Genomic DNA, 15,607 nt, shown 5'->3' with positions numbered 1-15,607 from the left:
TGGTGGCATGACCCCCGAGGAGCGACGCGCCACGCTGGTCCGGCTGGCCGGGACCACCGTGACGGTGGGGCACGGCACGGAGAACGACTTCGTCCTGCTCGACGACCCCGACGGCGCCCTCGACCTCACCCCCGGGCAGGTCCGCGCCCTGGCCGACCGCCGCGGCGGGATCGGCGGGGACGGCGTCATCCGGGCCGTGCGCACCCGCGCCCTGGCCGCGGCGGACGCCGACGCCGCCCGGGTCGCGGCGCAGGACCCGGCCGCCGAGTGGTTCATGGACTACCGCAACGCCGACGGCTCGACGGCGGAGATGTGCGGCAACGGGGTGCGGGTCTTCCTCGCCTACCTGCGCGACCGCGGCCACGTCGACCCGGCGGACGGCGAGCAGGTGCGCATCGGCACCCGCGGCGGGGCACGGTCGGTGGCCGTGGTCGACGTCGAGTACGCCGTGCGCATGGGCCCGTACGGTCTGCCGGGCGGGGAGCGGGCGCTCGCCGAGGGTACCGACGTCGCCGTCGTCGTGCCCGGGCTGGAGGGGACCCGCGGGGGCCTGCGCGTGACGATGCCCAACCCGCACACCGTCGTGGCGCTGCCGTCCCTCGCTGAGCTCGAGTCGGCCGAGCTGCGGCTCGGGACCGTGGAGTACGCGCCGGTGCCCGCCGATGGGACGAACCTCGAGCTCGTCGTGCCCGGGCCGGAGGAGATCGACGGGCGTGGGCAGCGGCTCGGCACCCTGACGATGCGCGTCCTCGAGCGCGGCGTGGGGGAGACCCGCTCGTGCGGGACCGGTTGCTGCGCGGCCGCCGTGGCGGTGCGCGCGTGGGCCGGCCCCGGCGCCCCGGACGCGTGGCGCGTCCAGGTCCCCGGCGGCGCCGTGCGCGTCGACATCGCCCCCGACGGCGAGGTCACCCTCACCGGGCCCGCCGTCCTGCTCGGGGACCTCACCCTGCGCTGAGCCGGAGCCGTAGCGATACCTGGGACCGGAGGGCCGGCCCGTCCGGTGAGGCGACTACCGGCCGGTGACGGCGAGGACCCGGAAGCCCTTCGACGTCGCCACCCGCTCGACCGACCACCCGCGCTCCTCGGCGAGCCAGCGGTGCAGCGAGTCCGCCCCCAGGTTCTTGCCCATCACCAGGTGGGCCGGTGCGCCGGGGGCGAGGCGCGGGAGCCACAGGTCGAGCAGGTCGTGCAGGGCCTGCTTGCCGACGCGGACGGGCGGGTTGGACCAGATGGCGTCCACCCGGCCGTCCGGGCCGAGGTGCGCGAGCGCGTCGTCGGGAGTCAGCGCGGTGACCCGCAGGCCGGCTGCGCCCGCGTTCTCGGCCGTGAGCTCCAGGGCGCGGGGGTTGACGTCGACGGCAAGGACCTCCGCCTCCGGCGCGGCGGCCGCCAGGGCGAGGGCGATCGGGCCCCAGCCGCACCCGAGGTCGAGGAGCGTGCCGCGTGCTGGCGGATCAGGCACCTCGTCCAGCAGGATCGCGGTGGCCTTGTCGAGACCGCCCGCGGAGAACACGGAGCCGGCCGTGACGACGTCCCGCTCGACGCCGCGCAGGTCGACCGTGCGGCTGCGCCGGTTCTCGGGGGCCGCCGGGTCGGGGGAGAAGTAGTGCGCGCCGTCCACAGCACGCACGCTACCCACGGCGTGCACAGCCCTGCGCGAAACTGCTTGGGGCCGGACGGCCCGCGTGGGACCATGGACGATCCCGAGACGAAGGACCACATGCGAGCACCCCGCACCCCCGCCGCCACACCCCCCGACGCGGGCGACGACGTCGTCGCCCGGATCCTCGCCCGCGCCGGCACCGCCCTGCAGGAGGGTGCCGACGAGGGCACCACCCACGACGGCGACCAGCTCGACCGCACCGAGCGTGAGGCGCTCGGCCGCGTGGCCGGGCTGTCCACCGAGCTCGACGACGTCACCGAGGTCGAGTACCGGCGGCTGCGCCTCGAGCGGGTGGTCCTGGTCGGGCTGGCCACGAGCGGCACCATGGCCGAGGCCGAGGTCTCCCTGCGCGAGCTCGCGGCGCTCGCCGAGACCGCCGGGTCGGTCGTCCTCGACGGGCTGCTCCAGCGCCGACCCCACCCCGACCCAGCCACCTTCCTCGGCTCGGGCAAGGCCGCCGAGCTGCGCGAGGTGGTGGCCGCCGTCGGTGCGGACACCGTCGTCGTCGACTCCGAGCTGGCCCCCTCGCAGCGGCGCGCCCTCGAGGACGTCGTCAGGGTCAAGGTGGTCGACCGGACCGCCCTCATCCTCGACATCTTCGCCCAGCACGCGAAGTCCCGGGAGGGCAAGGCGCAGGTCGAGCTCGCCCAGCTCGAGTACCTCCTGCCGCGGCTGCGCGGCTGGGGCGAGTCGATGTCCCGGCAGGCCGGCGGCCGCGTCGCCGGCGGTGAGGGCATCGGCTCGCGCGGACCCGGTGAGACGAAGATCGAGCTCGACCGGCGCCGGATCCGCACCCGGATGGCGCGGCTGCGCCGGCAGCTGGCGGGCATGGCACCGGCCCGGGCCACCAAGCGCTCGGGCAGGCGCCGCCACCGCACGCCCTCGGTGGCGATCGCCGGGTACACCAACGCCGGCAAGTCCTCGCTGCTCAACCGGCTCACCGACGCCGGCGTCCTCGTGCAGAACCAGCTCTTCGCCACGCTGGACACCACGGTGCGGCGCGCGAGCACCCCCGAGGGCCGCGAGTACACGCTCACCGACACGGTCGGTTTCGTGCGCCGCCTGCCCACCCAGCTCGTCGAGGCCTTCCGCTCCACGCTCGAGGAGGTCACCGAGGCCGACCTGCTGCTGCACGTCGTCGACGCCTCGCACCCGGACCCGGTCGGGCAGGTCGAGGCCGTCCGTGCCGTGCTGGCCGACATCGAGGGGGGCAGCGACGTGCGCGAGCTCGTCGTGCTCAACAAGGCCGACCTGGCCGGCGAGGCCGAGCTGCTCGCCCTGCGCACCCGCTACCCCGGGGCCGCCATCGTCTCGGCCTACACCGGTGCGGGGGTCGACGAGCTGCGCGCCGCGATCTCGCGCGAGCTGGCCGAGGCGGCGCCCATCGGCGAGGAGGTCGAGCTCGTCGTGCCCTTCGCCCGCGGGGACCTCGTCGCCCGGGCGCACGCCGACGGCGAGGTGCTCTCCGAGCGCTGGGGAGCCGACGGCACCGAGCTGCACGCCCTGGTGGACCCGGCGCTGGCCGCCGAGCTCAGGGCGGCGCTGCGCGCGTGAGCCCCGACCCGACACCCGCGCCGCCCCGCGCGGGCGCCCGGCCCGGCCGTGCCCCCCGCCGGGACGCGCCCGAGGGCGGCGGCACGTCCGACGGCGCCTCCCGGGCAGGCGGCGCCGCGACGTCCCGGGCGGCCGACGGCGCCGCGCAGCGCCGGGCCCTCGAGGTCCTCGACGGCGTCGTGGCCGCCACCGGTGGCTCGCCGCGCGCGGGCCAGCGGGAGATGGCCGAGCGGGTGGCCGGCGCCGTCGAGGAGGCCGAACGGCTCCTCGTCCAGGCGGGCACCGGGACTGGGAAGTCCTTCGGCTACCTCGCCCCCGTCATGGCCCACGCCGTCGGCTCGGGGGAGCGGGCCGTCATCTCCACCGCCACGCTCGCCCTCCAGCGCCAGGTGCTGACCAAGGACGCCCCCGTCGTCGCGGACGCCGTCGAGGAGGTGGTCGGCCGCCGACCGGACGTGGCCCTGCTCAAGGGCTGGCACAACTACATCTGCCGGCACAAGGTCGACGGCGGCTACCCCGAGGAGGACGAGCCCACACTCCTGGCCGCGCCAGCGACCTCGGCCGCCACCGGTCAGGGCGCCCGCGGGCCCTTGGGTGAGCAGGTCGTGCGCGCCCGCGAGTTCGCCGCCGCCACGGACACCGGCGACCGGGACGACCTCCTGCCCGGGGTCTCCGACCGCGCCTGGCGGCAGGTCTCCGTCACCCGCCTGGAGTGCCTGGGCCGGGCCTGCCCCCAGCGCACCGAGTGCTTCGCCGTGCTGGCCCGCGAGCGGGCCGCCGACGCCGACGTCGTCGTGACCAACCACGCCATGCTCGGGATCGCCGCGACCGGCTCGCCCGGCGTGCTGCCCGAGCACGACGTGCTCGTCGTCGACGAGGCCCACGAGCTCGCCGGCCGGCTGCGCAGCCAGGGCACCGTCGAGCTGAGCGTCGGCGTCGTCGAGCGCACCGCCCGGGTGGTGCGCGCGGAGGGCGGGGCCGCGGAGGCGCTGACCCGTGCGGCCGGCGACCTGCGCGGAGCCCTGGAGGTCCTGCCCGCCGGGCGGCTGGCCGAGGGACCCGGCGAGCTCCTCGCCGGCGTCATCTCCCTGGTGTCCTCGGCGGCCACGGAGGCCGCCCGGTCCCTGGCCGGCGAGGGCGGCTCCGCCGACGCGGCCGGCGGGCGCGTGGCCGCCCGGTCGGCCGCCGTCGTGCTGGCCGAGGTCTGCGACCGGCTCGGCTCGGGCGGGGTGGCCGCGCGGGCCGACGTCATGTGGTGCGACCGCGGCCGGGAGGACCTCGACCCGCCCCGGCTGCAGCTGGCCCCGGTCGAGGTCGCCGACCGGGCGGCCACCCACCTGTGGTCCGACCGGGCGGTCGTGGCCACCTCGGCCACCCTCACCCTGGGCGGGGAGCTCGCGCCCGTGGCCGCCCAGCTCGGGCTCGGCCTCGGTGCCGGCTGGACGGGCGCCGACGTCGGTTCCCCGTTCGACTACGCCGGCCAGGCCATCCTCTACACCCCCGGCCACCTGCCGGCGCCCGGGCGCGACGGCACGGCCGAGGCCGCTCGCACCGAGCTCGTCGAGCTCGTCGAGGTCGCCGGCGGCGCCGCGCTGGGCCTGTTCTCCTCCCGGCGCGCCGCGGAGGAGGCCGCCGAGACCGTCCGCGAGCGCACCGGCCTGCGCGTCCTGTGCCAGGGCGACGACTCGCTGCCGGCGCTGGTGGCCGAGTTCGCCCGGGACGAGGCCGCCTCCCTGTTCGGCACGCTGTCGCTGTGGCAGGGCGTGGACGTGCCGGGACGCGCGAACCGCCTGGTCGTCATCGACCGCATCCCCTTCCCGCGGCCCGACGACCCCGTGGCCCAGGCGCGCTCGGAGGTCGCCCAGGCCCGCGGCACGAGCGGGTTCATGGCGGTCTCGGCCACCCACGCCGCGCTGCTGCTCGCCCAGGGCGTGGGCCGGCTCATCCGCTCGACGGACGACCGCGGCGTGGTCGCCGTCCTCGACCCGCGCCTGGTCACCGCCCGCTACGGCGGGTACCTGCGCGCCTCCCTGCCCCCGATGTGGCCCACCCGGGACCCGGCCGTGGTCCGGGACGCCCTCCGCAGGTTGGCCGGGCACCCGTAACCTGGGCACGTACGCGTGAGCGCCCCGCCGAGGAGGACCCGTGACCGAGCCCCAGCCCTTCGTGCCCGAGACCACCCAGCCCGGTGAGGGGCGCCACGAGCACGACCTGCACGCCGCCGACCCGCTGGTGACCGCCCCCGGCCCGCGGGGCGAGGCCCACCTGCCGAGGAGGGCCAGCCGGGTCGCCGTGGTGGGGGCGGGCGCCGTCGGCTCGGCGATCGCCTACTCGATGATGATCCGCGGCTCGGCCCGCGAGGTCGTGCTCTACGACCTCAACGCCGACAAGGTCAACGCCGAGGTCCTCGACCTCGCCCACGGCATCTCCTTCACCCCGATGAGCTCGGTGGGCGGGGGCAGCGACATCGCCGTGTGCGCGGACGCCGACATCGTCGTCATCACCGCCGGTGCCAAGCAGAAGCCCGGCCAGTCCCGCCTCGACCTCGCCGGCGCGACGGTCGACATCATGCGCACGCTGGTGCCCCAGCTCCTCGAGGTGGCCCCGCACGCGGTCTACCTCATGGTCGCCAACCCGGTCGACGTCGTCACCCAGGCGGGCCTGGCGATCTCGGGCCTGCCGCCGACCCAGTTCTTCGGCTCGGGGACCGTGCTGGACACTTCCCGGCTGCGCTACCTGGTGGCCCGCCGCGCGGGCGTGGCGGTGCAGTCGGTGCACGGCTACATCGCCGGCGAGCACGGCGACTCCGAGGTGCCCATGTGGTCCACCGCCACCATCGGCGGGACCCCGGTCCTGGACTGGGCGGAGCTGACCGGCACCGGCGAGCTGGACGCCGCCGACCGCGAGCAGATCCGGCACGAGGTGGTGCACGCCGCGGACACCATCATCCGCGGCAAGGGGGCGACGAACTACGCCATCGGCCTGAGCACGGCCCGCATCGTCGAGGCCGTCCTGCGCGACGAGGGCCGGGTGCTCTCGGTGAGCACCCGCCTGCCGGACCTGTACGGCACCGGGCCGGTGACCCTGTCGATGCCGACCATCATCGGCCGCTCCGGGGTGGAGCGCACGCTCATGCTGCCGGCGTCCCAGGAGGAGCAGGACGCGCTGGTGGCCTCGGCCGACTCCATCCGCTCGGTGGCCGCCCGCTTCGGGTTCTGAGGCCGGCCTGCCGCCGGGCGGCTCACAGGGTGCGCAGCACCGCCACGACCTTGCCCAGGACCCGCGACTCGTCGGCCGGGATGGGGGCGTAGGCGGTGTTGCGCGGCAGCAGCCACACGTGCCCGTCACGGCGGGAGAACACCTTGACCGTCGCCTCGCCGTCGAGCATCGCGGCCACGATCTCCCCGTTCTCGGCCGAGTTCTGGACGCGCACGACGACGCGGTCGCCGTCGCAGATCGCCGCGTCGACCATCGAGTCGCCGACGACGTCGAGCATGAACAGCTCGCCCGAGCCCACCAGCTCGCGCGGCAGCGGCAGCGAGGCGGTGATCTCCTGCTCGGCCAGGATCGGACCGCCGGCGGCGATGCGCCCCACCAGCGGGACGTAGGTGGGGGCGGAGCCGCCCAGGTCCTCGCCGTCGTGCAGCGTGAGCACGGGTGCCCCGGGACCGGGGGTGCGCTCCTCCTCGGGCGCGCCGGGGGTCTCGGGCTCGTCGACCTCGGTGCCGATCTCGACGATCTCGACGATCTCGACGGCCCGGGGACGCTTGGGGTCGCGGCGGACGTACCCCTTGCGCTCGAGGGAGTCGAGCTGGTGCTTGACCGACGAGGGTGAGCCCAGGCCGACCGCCTCGCCGATCTCGCGCAGGGACGGCGGGTAGCCGCGCTCGGCCAGGACCGAGCGGAGGCAGTCGAGCACCTGTCGCTGACGCACGGTCAGCGCGGGCGGTACGGGGGCGGTCTGCTCGCCCATGGCGGTCCTCCAGGTGCTCGTCGGGCATCGGTCTCGGCTGCGATGTCAGTGGTCTGCGATGAACTGCTGACATCGCCAGGGTAGGGCGGTTCGGGACGCATTCCAAACATGTGTTCGACCGGAGTGTCGACTTCCGGCCCGGTATGCCCTACGCTGACGAACAGGTGTTCGACGAACGGATGTTCGAGGAGAGTTGAGATGAGCGCACTTCCCCTGGAGACGGCCCCCGTCCTCCCGCGCCGCACCCGTCCCCGGCTGCAGCTGGTGGGGCCCGGCTTCGTGCCGCAGCCCCCGCTGCCCGCCGCCGGCGACGTCCGCTCGTTCGTCCCCGGCCCGGCCGCCGCCCCGGTCCGGCGCCCCGCGGCAGCACCGGCTGCCGCCCCCGACCGTCCCTCCGCACGCCCGTCGGTCGCCGCCCCGGGCGTGCGGGGGGACTCCTCCTCGACGGCGGCGCGCCCGGCGCCGCTGCGCCTGACCGCCCGCGGGCGGCTCGCGCTCCGGCTGGTCGTGCTGGCCCTGGCGCTGGCCGTCGTCGGCGGCATCGGCGCGATCGCCGGCTCGCTGATGGGCGCGGGCCCGGAGGCCTCCGGCACGACCGTCGTCGTGGCGCCGGGGGAGTCGCTGTGGTCGGTCGCGGCCGCCGCGGCCGCACCGGGCGAGGACGTGCGCGACGTCGTCGCCCAGATCGCCGAGCTCAACTCGCTCGGCGGGTCCGCGGTGAGCGCCGGTCAGGTCCTGCAGCTGCCGCGCTGATCCCCCCGGGCCTGGAATGATGGCCCGATGCACTGTCCCTTCTGCCGCCACCCGGACTCGCGCGTCGTCGACTCACGGACGTCGGACGACGGCACCTCCATCCGCCGACGGCGGCAGTGCCCCCAGTGCCAGCGGCGGTTCAGCACCCTGGAGACGTCCTCGCTCCAGGTCGTCAAGCGCTCCGGGGTGGTCGAGCCGTTCAGCCGGGACAAGGTCGTCGGCGGCCTGCGCAAGGCCAGTCAGGGACGCCCTGTCTCCGACGACGACCTGGCCCGGCTCGCCCAGCAGGTCGAGGAGACCGTGCGTTCCTCGGGCGCCTCGCAGATCGAGGCCCACGACGTCGGCACCGCGATCCTGGCCCCGCTGCGGGCCCTGGACGAGGTCGCCTACCTGCGCTTCGCCTCCGTCTACTCCGCCTACGACTCCCTCGAGGACTTCGAGGCGGCGATCGCCGCGCTGCGGGCCGACCGCGAGAGCGCCGCGGAGGAGCAGGACCCCACGGACGGGCAGGCGGACGCCGACGTGCGGGACGAGTCCGAGGCGGAGGGGTCGAGCGGTCGCCACTGAGCGGCAGCCGCGTCGCGCGGCGAGGGCTCGGCCGGCCCGCCGGGGAGCCGGTCGGAACGGCAGGAGAGCCGGCCGGTCGCGCGCCGGGCGGACGGACGTCCGACGGCCGCGCACGGATGTCCATCCTGTCCGTTTCCCCCGTGCGCGCGGGCGGGCTCGCGCTCCGCTAGATTCGTGCCAGCCGGCGACGACCGCGGCCGCCCCCGTGCCCCTCGGGCCGGTCGAGCTCGGCCCGTCGACGGCCGGCACCGACCGCCGTCGGTGATGTCGGAGGGGAAGCCGACATCACCGACGGCCCGGTGGTCGGGTCGAGGATGGTCAGCTCCCCGGGCGCGAGAGCACACGCAGCCGGATCGTGTCCTCCATCGAGTGCAGGGCGGACAGCGCGGCGACCGGGATCTCCGAGGAGATGTCAGTGATGACGTAGCCGGTCTCGCCCGAGGTGCCCAGGATCTGGCCCTCGATGTTGGCGCCCGCCTCGGCGAAGGTCTGGTTGACCAGCGCCAGCACGCCGGGGGTGTTGCGGTGGACGTAGGCCAGGCGGTGGCGCGTCGCGCCCGTCGTCTCGAGCACGAGGCGGGGCAGGTTGACCGACAGGTCGGTGACGCCGAGGCGGTAGTACCCGGCGAGCTTGCCGGAGACGAAGTGGCCGATGTTCTCCTGGGCCTCCTCGGTGGAGCCGCCCACGTGCGGGGTGAGGATGACGTTGGGCAGCCCGCGCAGCTCGGAGGTGAACTCCGCGCCGTTGCTCCGCGGCTCGTCGGGGAACACGTCGACGGCCGCACCCGTGATCGAGCCGTCCAGCACGCGCTCGCGCAGCGCGGCGTAGTCCACGAGGAAGCCGCGGGAGAGGTTGAGGAAGGCCGCGCCGGGCTTCATGGCCGCGAACTGCGCCGCGCCGAACATCCCGGCGTTGCCCTCGCGGCCGTCCACGTGCAGCGTGACGACGTCGGCCTCGCCAAGGAGCTCCTCGAGGGAGGCGGTGGAGCGGGCGTTGCCCAGGGCCAGCTTCTCCGAGGTGTCGAAGAAGATCACGCGCATGCCCAGGGCCTCGGCGATGACCGAGAGCTGGGAGCCGATGTTGCCGTAGCCGACGATGCCCAGCGTGCGACCGCGAACCTCGTGGGAGCCGGCCGCCGACTTCTGCCACACGCCGTCGTGCAGGGACTTGTCCCGCTCGGTGAGGCGGCGGGTGAGCGCGATGATCTCGGCGACCGCCAGCTCAACCACCGAGCGGGTGTTCGAGTACGGCGCGTTGAACACGGCCACGCCGTGGCGGGTCGCGGCCCGCACGTCGATCTGGTTGGTCCCGATGCTGAACGCGCCCACCGCGAGCAGCTGCGGGTGGCGGGCCAGGACCTTGGCGGTGACCTGGGTCTGGGAGCGGATGCCGAGGATCTCGACGCCGTCCAGCGCCTCGTCCAGCTCCTCCTCCGACATCGCGTGCGGATGACGCACGACGTCGAGGCCGGCGGCGCTGAGCACGGGGTCGGCGTTGGCGTGGGGGTTTTCCAGCAGGAGAGCACGGGTCACCGGCACATGGTCGCGCTCGTCGACGGCCGCGGCAAACTCGTCCACGCGGGCGCGTGAGCGCGGTCACCTCTGCCGCGGCGGACCGGTCCGGGTGGGCTCAGTCCCGGGCGGTGGTCATCCCGGGCGGTAGCGGCCGGTGGTGGACGACCACGAGGCGGCGCGTGGGCCGGGTCATGGCGACGTAGAGGTCGCCCGTGCCGTCACCCGTGAGGTCGGCCGGCTCCAGGAGCACGACGACGTCGAACTCCAGCCCCTTGGCGCCCGCGGCGTCCGTGAGGACGAGCCGGGCGTCGAGCACGTCCGTGCCGTGCAGCGCGCCGGCGGCCCGCGGGTGGGTGAGGGCGGCGCTGCGCAGCCGCTCGACCAGCTGCTCGCCGGCGATGACGGCCACCCGCCCCGCTCCCGTCTCGTGCTCCTCGAGCTCGTCGAGCGCCTCCGCCGCCTCGTCCAGGCCCGTGCGCACCACCTCGCCGGCGCCGATGCGCCGGTGCACGAGGGCGCCGGGCAGGTCGCGGGCCGCGGTGACCGGGTGGGTCCCGGGGGATCCGGCCAGGCGCAGCGTCTCGGTCGCGGCGTCCAGGACGGTGGCGGGCGTGCGGTAGGAGACGGTGAGGACCGACTCGCGCAGCGCGTTCCCGGCGGCGGGCCCCAGCAGGCTCGCCCAGCTGCGTGGCCGGTGGGGGCCGCGGCGCTGGTCGAGGTCGCCGACCACGGTCATCGACCGCACCGGCACCCGGCGGGCGAGCATCCGCCAGGCCATCGGGCTCAGCTCCTGGGCCTCGTCGACGACGACGTGGCCATAGGTCCAGGTCCGGTCGGCCGCGGCGCGCTCGGCGGTGGTCATCGACGGCCCCGTGCGCGCGAACCGGTCGGCCAGCATCTCGGCGGTCAACATCCCGCCGCCGAGGTCCTGGGCCTCGATCGCGGCCCGCGCGTGCTCGACCTCCTGGGCGCGCTCGGCCGTGGCCCGGGCCCGCGCGGCCCGGTCCTCGGCCTCCTCGTGGTGGCCGAGCAGCTCGGCGAGCTCGTCGAGCAGCGGCACGTCCGCCTCCGTGGGACGCGCGCCGCGGGGGCGCACGAGGGCGGCCCGCTCCGCGTCGGTGAGCTCGGGAGCCAGCTCGTCGAGCAGGTTGGGCCGGGAGAGCAGACGGTCGAGGAGCTCGACGGGGGTGCGCGGCATCCAGCACAGGTTGAGCGCGACCCGCACGTCGCGCGCGCTGCGCACGTCCTCCATGAGGGCGGAGCGCTCCTCGGGGTCGGAGATCCCGCGGGCGGCCGCGTACCTGTCGGTGAGCACCGGCAGGAGCGTGCGCACGAAGGTCTCCCGGCCCGCGTTGTGCGTGCGGTGCGAGCGGCGGGCACGACCGATCGCCGCCCGCACGTCGGCGGGCTCCAGACGGATCGAGGCGCTCTCGACCTCGAGTACCTGAGGTGCCTCGGGCACCCGCTGCACCGAGCGCACCAGCCGGGCCATGACCTCGATCATCAGGGGTCGGCCCTTGATCCGAGCCGCCTGTGCATCCTCGGTGCCGTCCGCACGGACCCCCGGGAGCAGGTTGGCGACCGTCGTGGCCACGACGTCGGTCTCGCCGAGGGAGGGCAGCACCTGCTCGACGTAGCGCAGGAACACGGGCGAGGGCCCCACCAGCAGCACCCCCGAGCGGGCGAGGCGCTCGCGGTGGGCGTAGAGCAGGTAGGCGATGCGGTGCAGTGCGACCGCGGTCTTGCCGGTGCCGGGGCCGCCCTGGACGACCAGCACGCCGTCGAGGGGGGAGCGGATGACGGCGTCCTGCTCGGCCTGGATGGTGGCGACGATGTCGCTCATCCGGCCCGTGCGGGCGGCGTTCATCGCGGCGAACAGCGCCCCCTCGCCGCGCAGCTCGAGGCGCAGCTCCTCGGGCAGGTGCTCGGCGTCGAGCAGCTCGTCCTCCACGCCCGCCACCCGGCGCCGCCGGGTGAGGAGGTGACGACGGCGCACCGCACCGTCAGGATTGACGGCGGTGGCCTGGTAGAAGGGGCGGGCCGAGGGCGCGCGCCAGTCCAGGAGCAGCTGGCTGCGGGACTCGTCCTGGATCCCGATCCGGCCGACGTAGCGTGGCGGCCCGGTGCGCAGGTCGAGCCGGCCGAACACCAGCCGTTCCTCGACCTGGTCCATGCGGGCCAGCGTCTCGGTGTAGTGCGCGGCGAAGGCGTCCCGCTCGGAGCGCATCTGGTGCGTGCCGACCGACCCCGTGCGCCGCACGTCCTCGAGGCGGCGGCGGTACAGGGCGCGCAGCTCGTCCAGGCGGGCGTAGACCACGTCGACCCGGGCCTGCTCCCGTGGCAGCTCGTCGCCGCCGACCGGGCCGTCGTCGACCTCGATGTCGTCGTGCCGATCGTGCAACGCCATCGGACCACCTCCGTCGTCGGGCGGCCCTGGGAGTCGGCACGCGCGACCGTCCATTGTGGTGCACCCGCGCGCGCCTGTGCACCCCCGTCCGTGCGCGGCGCGCTGTGGCACGTCCCTCCAGGTGGGCGGGAATGTCGCAGGATGGTGCGACGTTGAGCCGGGCAGACGACCAGTGAAGGAAGGTGGCGCGATGAGCGACGAGACCCTCTACTCCACCGGACCCGCGGCCGAGCACGTCGGCGAGGTGCCGGTGCTCGTGCACGCCCTGCACGGCGGGATGGACGCCGGCAGCGCCGGCGAGCTCGCGGTGCGCCAGCTGCTCGCCAGCATGCCCGTCGAGCGGGTGGCCACCTTCGACACCGACCAGCTCCTCGACCTGCGCTCCCGCCGCCCGGCGATGACGTTCGCCGACGGCCGGTGGGTGGACTACGAGGAGCCCGTCCTGGCCGTGGACGCGGTCCGCGACCACGAGGGCCGCGCGCTGCTCGTGCTGCACGGCCACGAGCCCGACCTCGCGTGGGAGGGCTTCGCCCGCGCGGTGTCCGAGATCGTGCGCGAGCACGGCGTCGAGCTGGTGGTCGGCATGCAGGGCGTCCCCGCGGGCGTCCCGCACACCCGGCCGGTGGCGATCACCACCCATGGCACCGACCGCGACGCCGGCGGGCGGATCGAGCCCGGACCGAACCTGTTCCTCGGCGAGTTCCAGGCGCCCGGCTCCGCCGAGGCGCTGCTCGACCTGCGCCTGTCCCAGCAGGGGATGAACGTCCTTGGGCTCGCCGTGCACGTGCCCCACTACCTCTCCGGCTCGGAGTACCCGGTGGCCTCCGCCGCGCTGCTGCGCATGCTGACCACCGCCTCCGGCGTCTCCCTGCCGGTCGGCGACCTGGAGTCCCTCACCACGAAGGTGCTGGCCGAGATCGACAGCCAGGTCGGCGCCAGCCCGGAGGTCGCCGCGGTGGTGCGCGCCCTCGAGGAGCGCTACGACCGCAGCGACATCGCCCGGGCGGGCTCGGACCAGCCCCCGCCCGCGCTGCCCACCGCCGACGAGATCGGTGCCGAGCTGGAGGCCTACCTGGCCAGCGCGCCCGCCGTCGACGGCTGGCGCGGCGGCGTCGAGGAGGCCGGTCCCGACCGGCCGGCCGGCGGCCCCGAGAGGGGTGAGCGTGACGACCGCGGCGAGACCGGGACCGAGGACCGCACCGAGGACCACCTCGACCCGCCCGCCGACGACCGCGCCGACACGCCCGCCGACGACCACGCCGACGACCGGCCCGAGGAGGCGTGAGCCGCCCCGTCGGCGGCCCCCGCACGCCCGCGGTCGGCGGGCACCGCACCCCGCAGGGGAGTGCCCGGTGCCCCGCCTGACACCTCCGGCCTCGCCCCGCATCGCCCTGGCGGTGTGGGGCGTCGCCACGCTGTCCTACATCCTCGCCGTCGCCGGCCGCTCCTCCTTCGGGGTGAGCACCCTGGCGGCCCTCGAGCGCTTCGACGCCGGGCCCGCCGTGCTCTCCACGTTCGTCGTGGTCCAGGTCGGCACCTACGCCGCCGCCCAGATCCCCGTCGGCCTGGCCATCGACCGGTGGGGGCCGCGGCGCGTGCTCGTCGCGGGCGCGGTGCTCATGGCACTGGCCCAGCTCGTCATGGCGCTGTCGACCTCGGTCGGGATCTCGCTGGTCGCACGCTTCGCCGTCGGACTGGGGGACGCCACCTCGTTCATCTCCGTCCTGCGCCTGGTCCCGGAGTGGTTCGCGCTGGGCCGGGTGCCGCTGTTCAACCAGCTGACGAGCGTGCTCGGCCAGCTCGGCCAGGTGCTGTCCGCCGTCCCGTTCGTCGCGCTGCTCACGCTGCACGGCTGGGAGGTGGCCTACCTGTCCCTGGCCGCCTCGCTGCTGCTGGTCGGCCTCGCGGTGGCCGTCGTCGTCCGCGACCGTCCCGCCGCCGCGGAGCCCGACGAGCGGGGCCCCGATCCCGACCCGCACGCCCTCGCCCGCCGCGAGAGCCTCGGCGCTCAGCTGCGCGCGGTGGTGCGCACGCGCGGGGTGTGGGCGGGGCTCTTCGCCCACTGGGCCACCATGTTCCCGGTGGTGGCCTTCGCCCTCATGTGGGGCGTGCCCTACATGAGGGCCGGGAACGGGATCAGCGCGGGCGGGGCCTCCGCGGTGCTCGTCGTGGGCGTCGTCGCCATGGTCGTCGCGGGGCCGGTGGTGGGCTCGCTCTCGGGCCGGCTGCCGCACCGGCGCCTGTGGATCGTCGCCGTCGGCATCGCGCTGCCCGCCCTGGGGTGGACGCTCGTGCTCGTCCTGCCGCCGCCGGTGCCCCTGTGGGCCTTCTTCGTCATGATCGTGCCGGCCTACGTGGGCTCCTCGGTCTCCAACGTCGGCTTCGACATCACTCGCTCCCACGTGTCCCGCGAGCGGCTGGGCACCGCGACCGGCCTGACCAACGCGGGCGGGTTCACGGCGACCCTCCTCGCGGTGCTCCTGGTGGGGATCGTGCTCGACGTCCTCGGTGGCGCGGACCCGTCCCCGCAGGACTACCGGGTGGCGATGGCCGCGCAGGGCCTCGTCCTGCTCGTGGGCGTCGTGGGACTGCTGGTCGCGGCCCGCCGGCTCGGCCCGGGTACCGAGACCGCCCCGTCCCGGGACCGAGACGGCCCCGCCCGGGACTAAGACGGCCACGCCCGGGACCGAGACGGCCCCGCCCCGGGACGGGGACCGCCACCTGCACCGATCCCGGCCGCTGAGGGCGGCGGCAGCCGGGTGTGCGGAAACTGCCCCACGCGGCGCCCGGACGTGGCATGCTTGACGCGTTGCATCTGCGTTTCCCTGTCGTGCATCGCGTCGGATCGTCCGTCGTGAGCATGGCTCCGGCAAGGACGTGGGACGAATTCAGTGCGGCAAGTGGGGACCGGCACAGGGTCGGGCCCCGACGTCCCGGAAGGACAACAGGTACATGGCACAGGGAACCGTCAAGTGGTTCAACTCCGAGAAGGGCTACGGCTTCATCGAGCAGGACGGTGGCAACGCGCCTGACGTCTTCGTTCACTTCTCGGCCATCCAGGCGGACGGCTACAAGTCGCTCGAGGACGCCCAGCGCGTCGAGTTCGAGATCACCCAGGGCCCGAAGGGCCCGCAGGCGGAGAACGTCGTCCCGCTCTGATCCGAGCGCTCGACCC

The 15,607-nt window shown here is 75.5% G+C and carries 13 protein-coding genes; 9 read left to right on the top strand and 4 right to left on the bottom strand.

All coding sequences use genetic code 11. From position 1 onward, the window contains the following. Window positions 1–7 precede the first annotated feature (7 nt). Window positions 8–955, top strand: a complete 948-nt coding sequence (gene dapF, locus AC3D3D_RS03315; protein WP_463660952.1) for a diaminopimelate epimerase — start codon at window positions 8–10, stop codon at window positions 953–955. Window positions 956–1,009: 54 nt separating this feature from the next. Here dapF and AC3D3D_RS03310 read toward each other — a convergent pair whose 3' ends face one another. Beyond that, entirely contained in the window at window positions 1,010–1,621 is a 612-nt protein-coding gene (locus AC3D3D_RS03310; protein WP_463660953.1) for a class I SAM-dependent methyltransferase, read from the bottom strand. 99 nt (window positions 1,622–1,720) lie between these two features. Between AC3D3D_RS03310 and hflX the strand changes: the two genes are divergently transcribed. The 3 genes from hflX (at window position 1,721) to AC3D3D_RS03295 (ending at window position 6,436) form a co-directional block, all read left to right on the top strand. Continuing rightward, window positions 1,721–3,217 carry a GTPase HflX gene (gene hflX / locus AC3D3D_RS03305; RefSeq protein WP_463660954.1) on the top strand — a complete coding sequence of 499 codons (1,497 nt, stop codon included), beginning with the start codon at window positions 1,721–1,723 and terminating at the stop codon, window positions 3,215–3,217. Then, window positions 3,214–5,322 (top strand): ATP-dependent DNA helicase, encoded by a 2,109-nt coding sequence (locus AC3D3D_RS03300; RefSeq protein ID WP_488512376.1) that lies wholly within the window; start codon window positions 3,214–3,216, stop codon window positions 5,320–5,322. Before hflX ends, AC3D3D_RS03300 begins: the two co-directional genes overlap by 4 nt. Before the next feature lie 160 nt (window positions 5,323–5,482). Beyond that, window positions 5,483–6,436 (top strand): L-lactate dehydrogenase, encoded by a 954-nt coding sequence (locus AC3D3D_RS03295; RefSeq protein ID WP_463661067.1) that lies wholly within the window; start codon window positions 5,483–5,485, stop codon window positions 6,434–6,436. Window positions 6,437–6,458: 22 nt separating this feature from the next. Here AC3D3D_RS03295 and lexA read toward each other — a convergent pair whose 3' ends face one another. Beyond that, a complete protein-coding gene (gene lexA / locus AC3D3D_RS03290; protein WP_463660955.1) occupies window positions 6,459–7,190 on the bottom strand; it encodes a transcriptional repressor LexA in 732 nt (243 codons plus the stop codon). Between the two features lie 198 nt (window positions 7,191–7,388). Here lexA and AC3D3D_RS03285 point away from each other — a divergent pair, with 198 nt between their 5' ends. Further along, window positions 7,389–7,943 (top strand): LysM peptidoglycan-binding domain-containing protein, encoded by a 555-nt coding sequence (locus AC3D3D_RS03285; RefSeq protein WP_463660956.1) that lies wholly within the window; start codon window positions 7,389–7,391, stop codon window positions 7,941–7,943. 27 nt (window positions 7,944–7,970) lie between these two features. Further along, the gene (gene nrdR / locus AC3D3D_RS03280) at window positions 7,971–8,510 is read left to right on the top strand and encodes a transcriptional regulator NrdR (RefSeq protein ID WP_463660957.1); all 540 of its coding nucleotides are present in this window, start codon (window positions 7,971–7,973) and stop codon (window positions 8,508–8,510) included. 318 nt (window positions 8,511–8,828) lie between these two features. On the opposite strand, the gene serA is transcribed toward nrdR, so the two are convergent. Both serA and AC3D3D_RS03270 read right to left on the bottom strand, forming a co-directional pair. Next, entirely contained in the window at window positions 8,829–10,043 is a 1,215-nt protein-coding gene (serA, locus tag AC3D3D_RS03275; RefSeq protein ID WP_463660958.1) for a phosphoglycerate dehydrogenase, read from the bottom strand. Window positions 10,044–10,140: 97 nt separating this feature from the next. Beyond that, window positions 10,141–12,432: a HelD family protein gene (locus tag AC3D3D_RS03270; protein WP_463660959.1), complete on the bottom strand. Its 2,292-nt coding sequence runs from the start codon at window positions 12,430–12,432 to the stop codon at window positions 10,141–10,143. 190 nt (window positions 12,433–12,622) lie between these two features. Between AC3D3D_RS03270 and AC3D3D_RS03265 the strand changes: the two genes are divergently transcribed. From AC3D3D_RS03265 to AC3D3D_RS03255, 3 genes are all read left to right on the top strand, one after another. Then, window positions 12,623–13,717, top strand: a complete 1,095-nt coding sequence (locus tag AC3D3D_RS03265; protein ID WP_463660960.1) for a proteasome assembly chaperone family protein — start codon at window positions 12,623–12,625, stop codon at window positions 13,715–13,717. Between the two features lie 67 nt (window positions 13,718–13,784). Then, the gene (locus tag AC3D3D_RS03260; protein ID WP_463660961.1) at window positions 13,785–15,101 is read left to right on the top strand and encodes an MFS transporter; all 1,317 of its coding nucleotides are present in this window, start codon (window positions 13,785–13,787) and stop codon (window positions 15,099–15,101) included. Between the two features lie 283 nt (window positions 15,102–15,384). After that, window positions 15,385–15,591 carry a cold-shock protein gene (locus AC3D3D_RS03255; protein WP_425708708.1) on the top strand — a complete coding sequence of 69 codons (207 nt, stop codon included), beginning with the start codon at window positions 15,385–15,387 and terminating at the stop codon, window positions 15,589–15,591. The last annotated feature ends 16 nt before the right edge of the window (window positions 15,592–15,607 follow it).

This window comes from Georgenia sp. X1117 (genome assembly GCF_057784635.1).
The sequence above is the reverse complement of the archived record's forward strand: the minus strand, read 5'-3'. Positions and strand labels throughout refer to the sequence as shown.

Bases quoted from the DNA above. Each gene is read 5' to 3' on its own strand.
- dapF (WP_463660952.1), top strand. From the start codon at position 8: ATGACCCCCGAGGAGCGACGCGCCACGCTGGTCCGGCTGGCCGGGACC.
- hflX (WP_463660954.1), top strand. From the start codon at position 1,721: ATGCGAGCACCCCGCACCCCCGCCGCCACACCCCCCGACGCGGGCGAC.
- lexA (WP_463660955.1), bottom strand. From the start codon at position 7,190: ATGGGCGAGCAGACCGCCCCCGTACCGCCCGCGCTGACCGTGCGTCAG.
- AC3D3D_RS03285 (WP_463660956.1), top strand. From the start codon at position 7,389: ATGAGCGCACTTCCCCTGGAGACGGCCCCCGTCCTCCCGCGCCGCACC.
- nrdR (WP_463660957.1), top strand. From the start codon at position 7,971: ATGCACTGTCCCTTCTGCCGCCACCCGGACTCGCGCGTCGTCGACTCA.
- AC3D3D_RS03270 (WP_463660959.1), bottom strand. From the start codon at position 12,432: ATGGCGTTGCACGATCGGCACGACGACATCGAGGTCGACGACGGCCCG.
- AC3D3D_RS03265 (WP_463660960.1), top strand. From the start codon at position 12,623: ATGAGCGACGAGACCCTCTACTCCACCGGACCCGCGGCCGAGCACGTC.
- AC3D3D_RS03255 (WP_425708708.1), top strand. From the start codon at position 15,385: ATGGCACAGGGAACCGTCAAGTGGTTCAACTCCGAGAAGGGCTACGGC.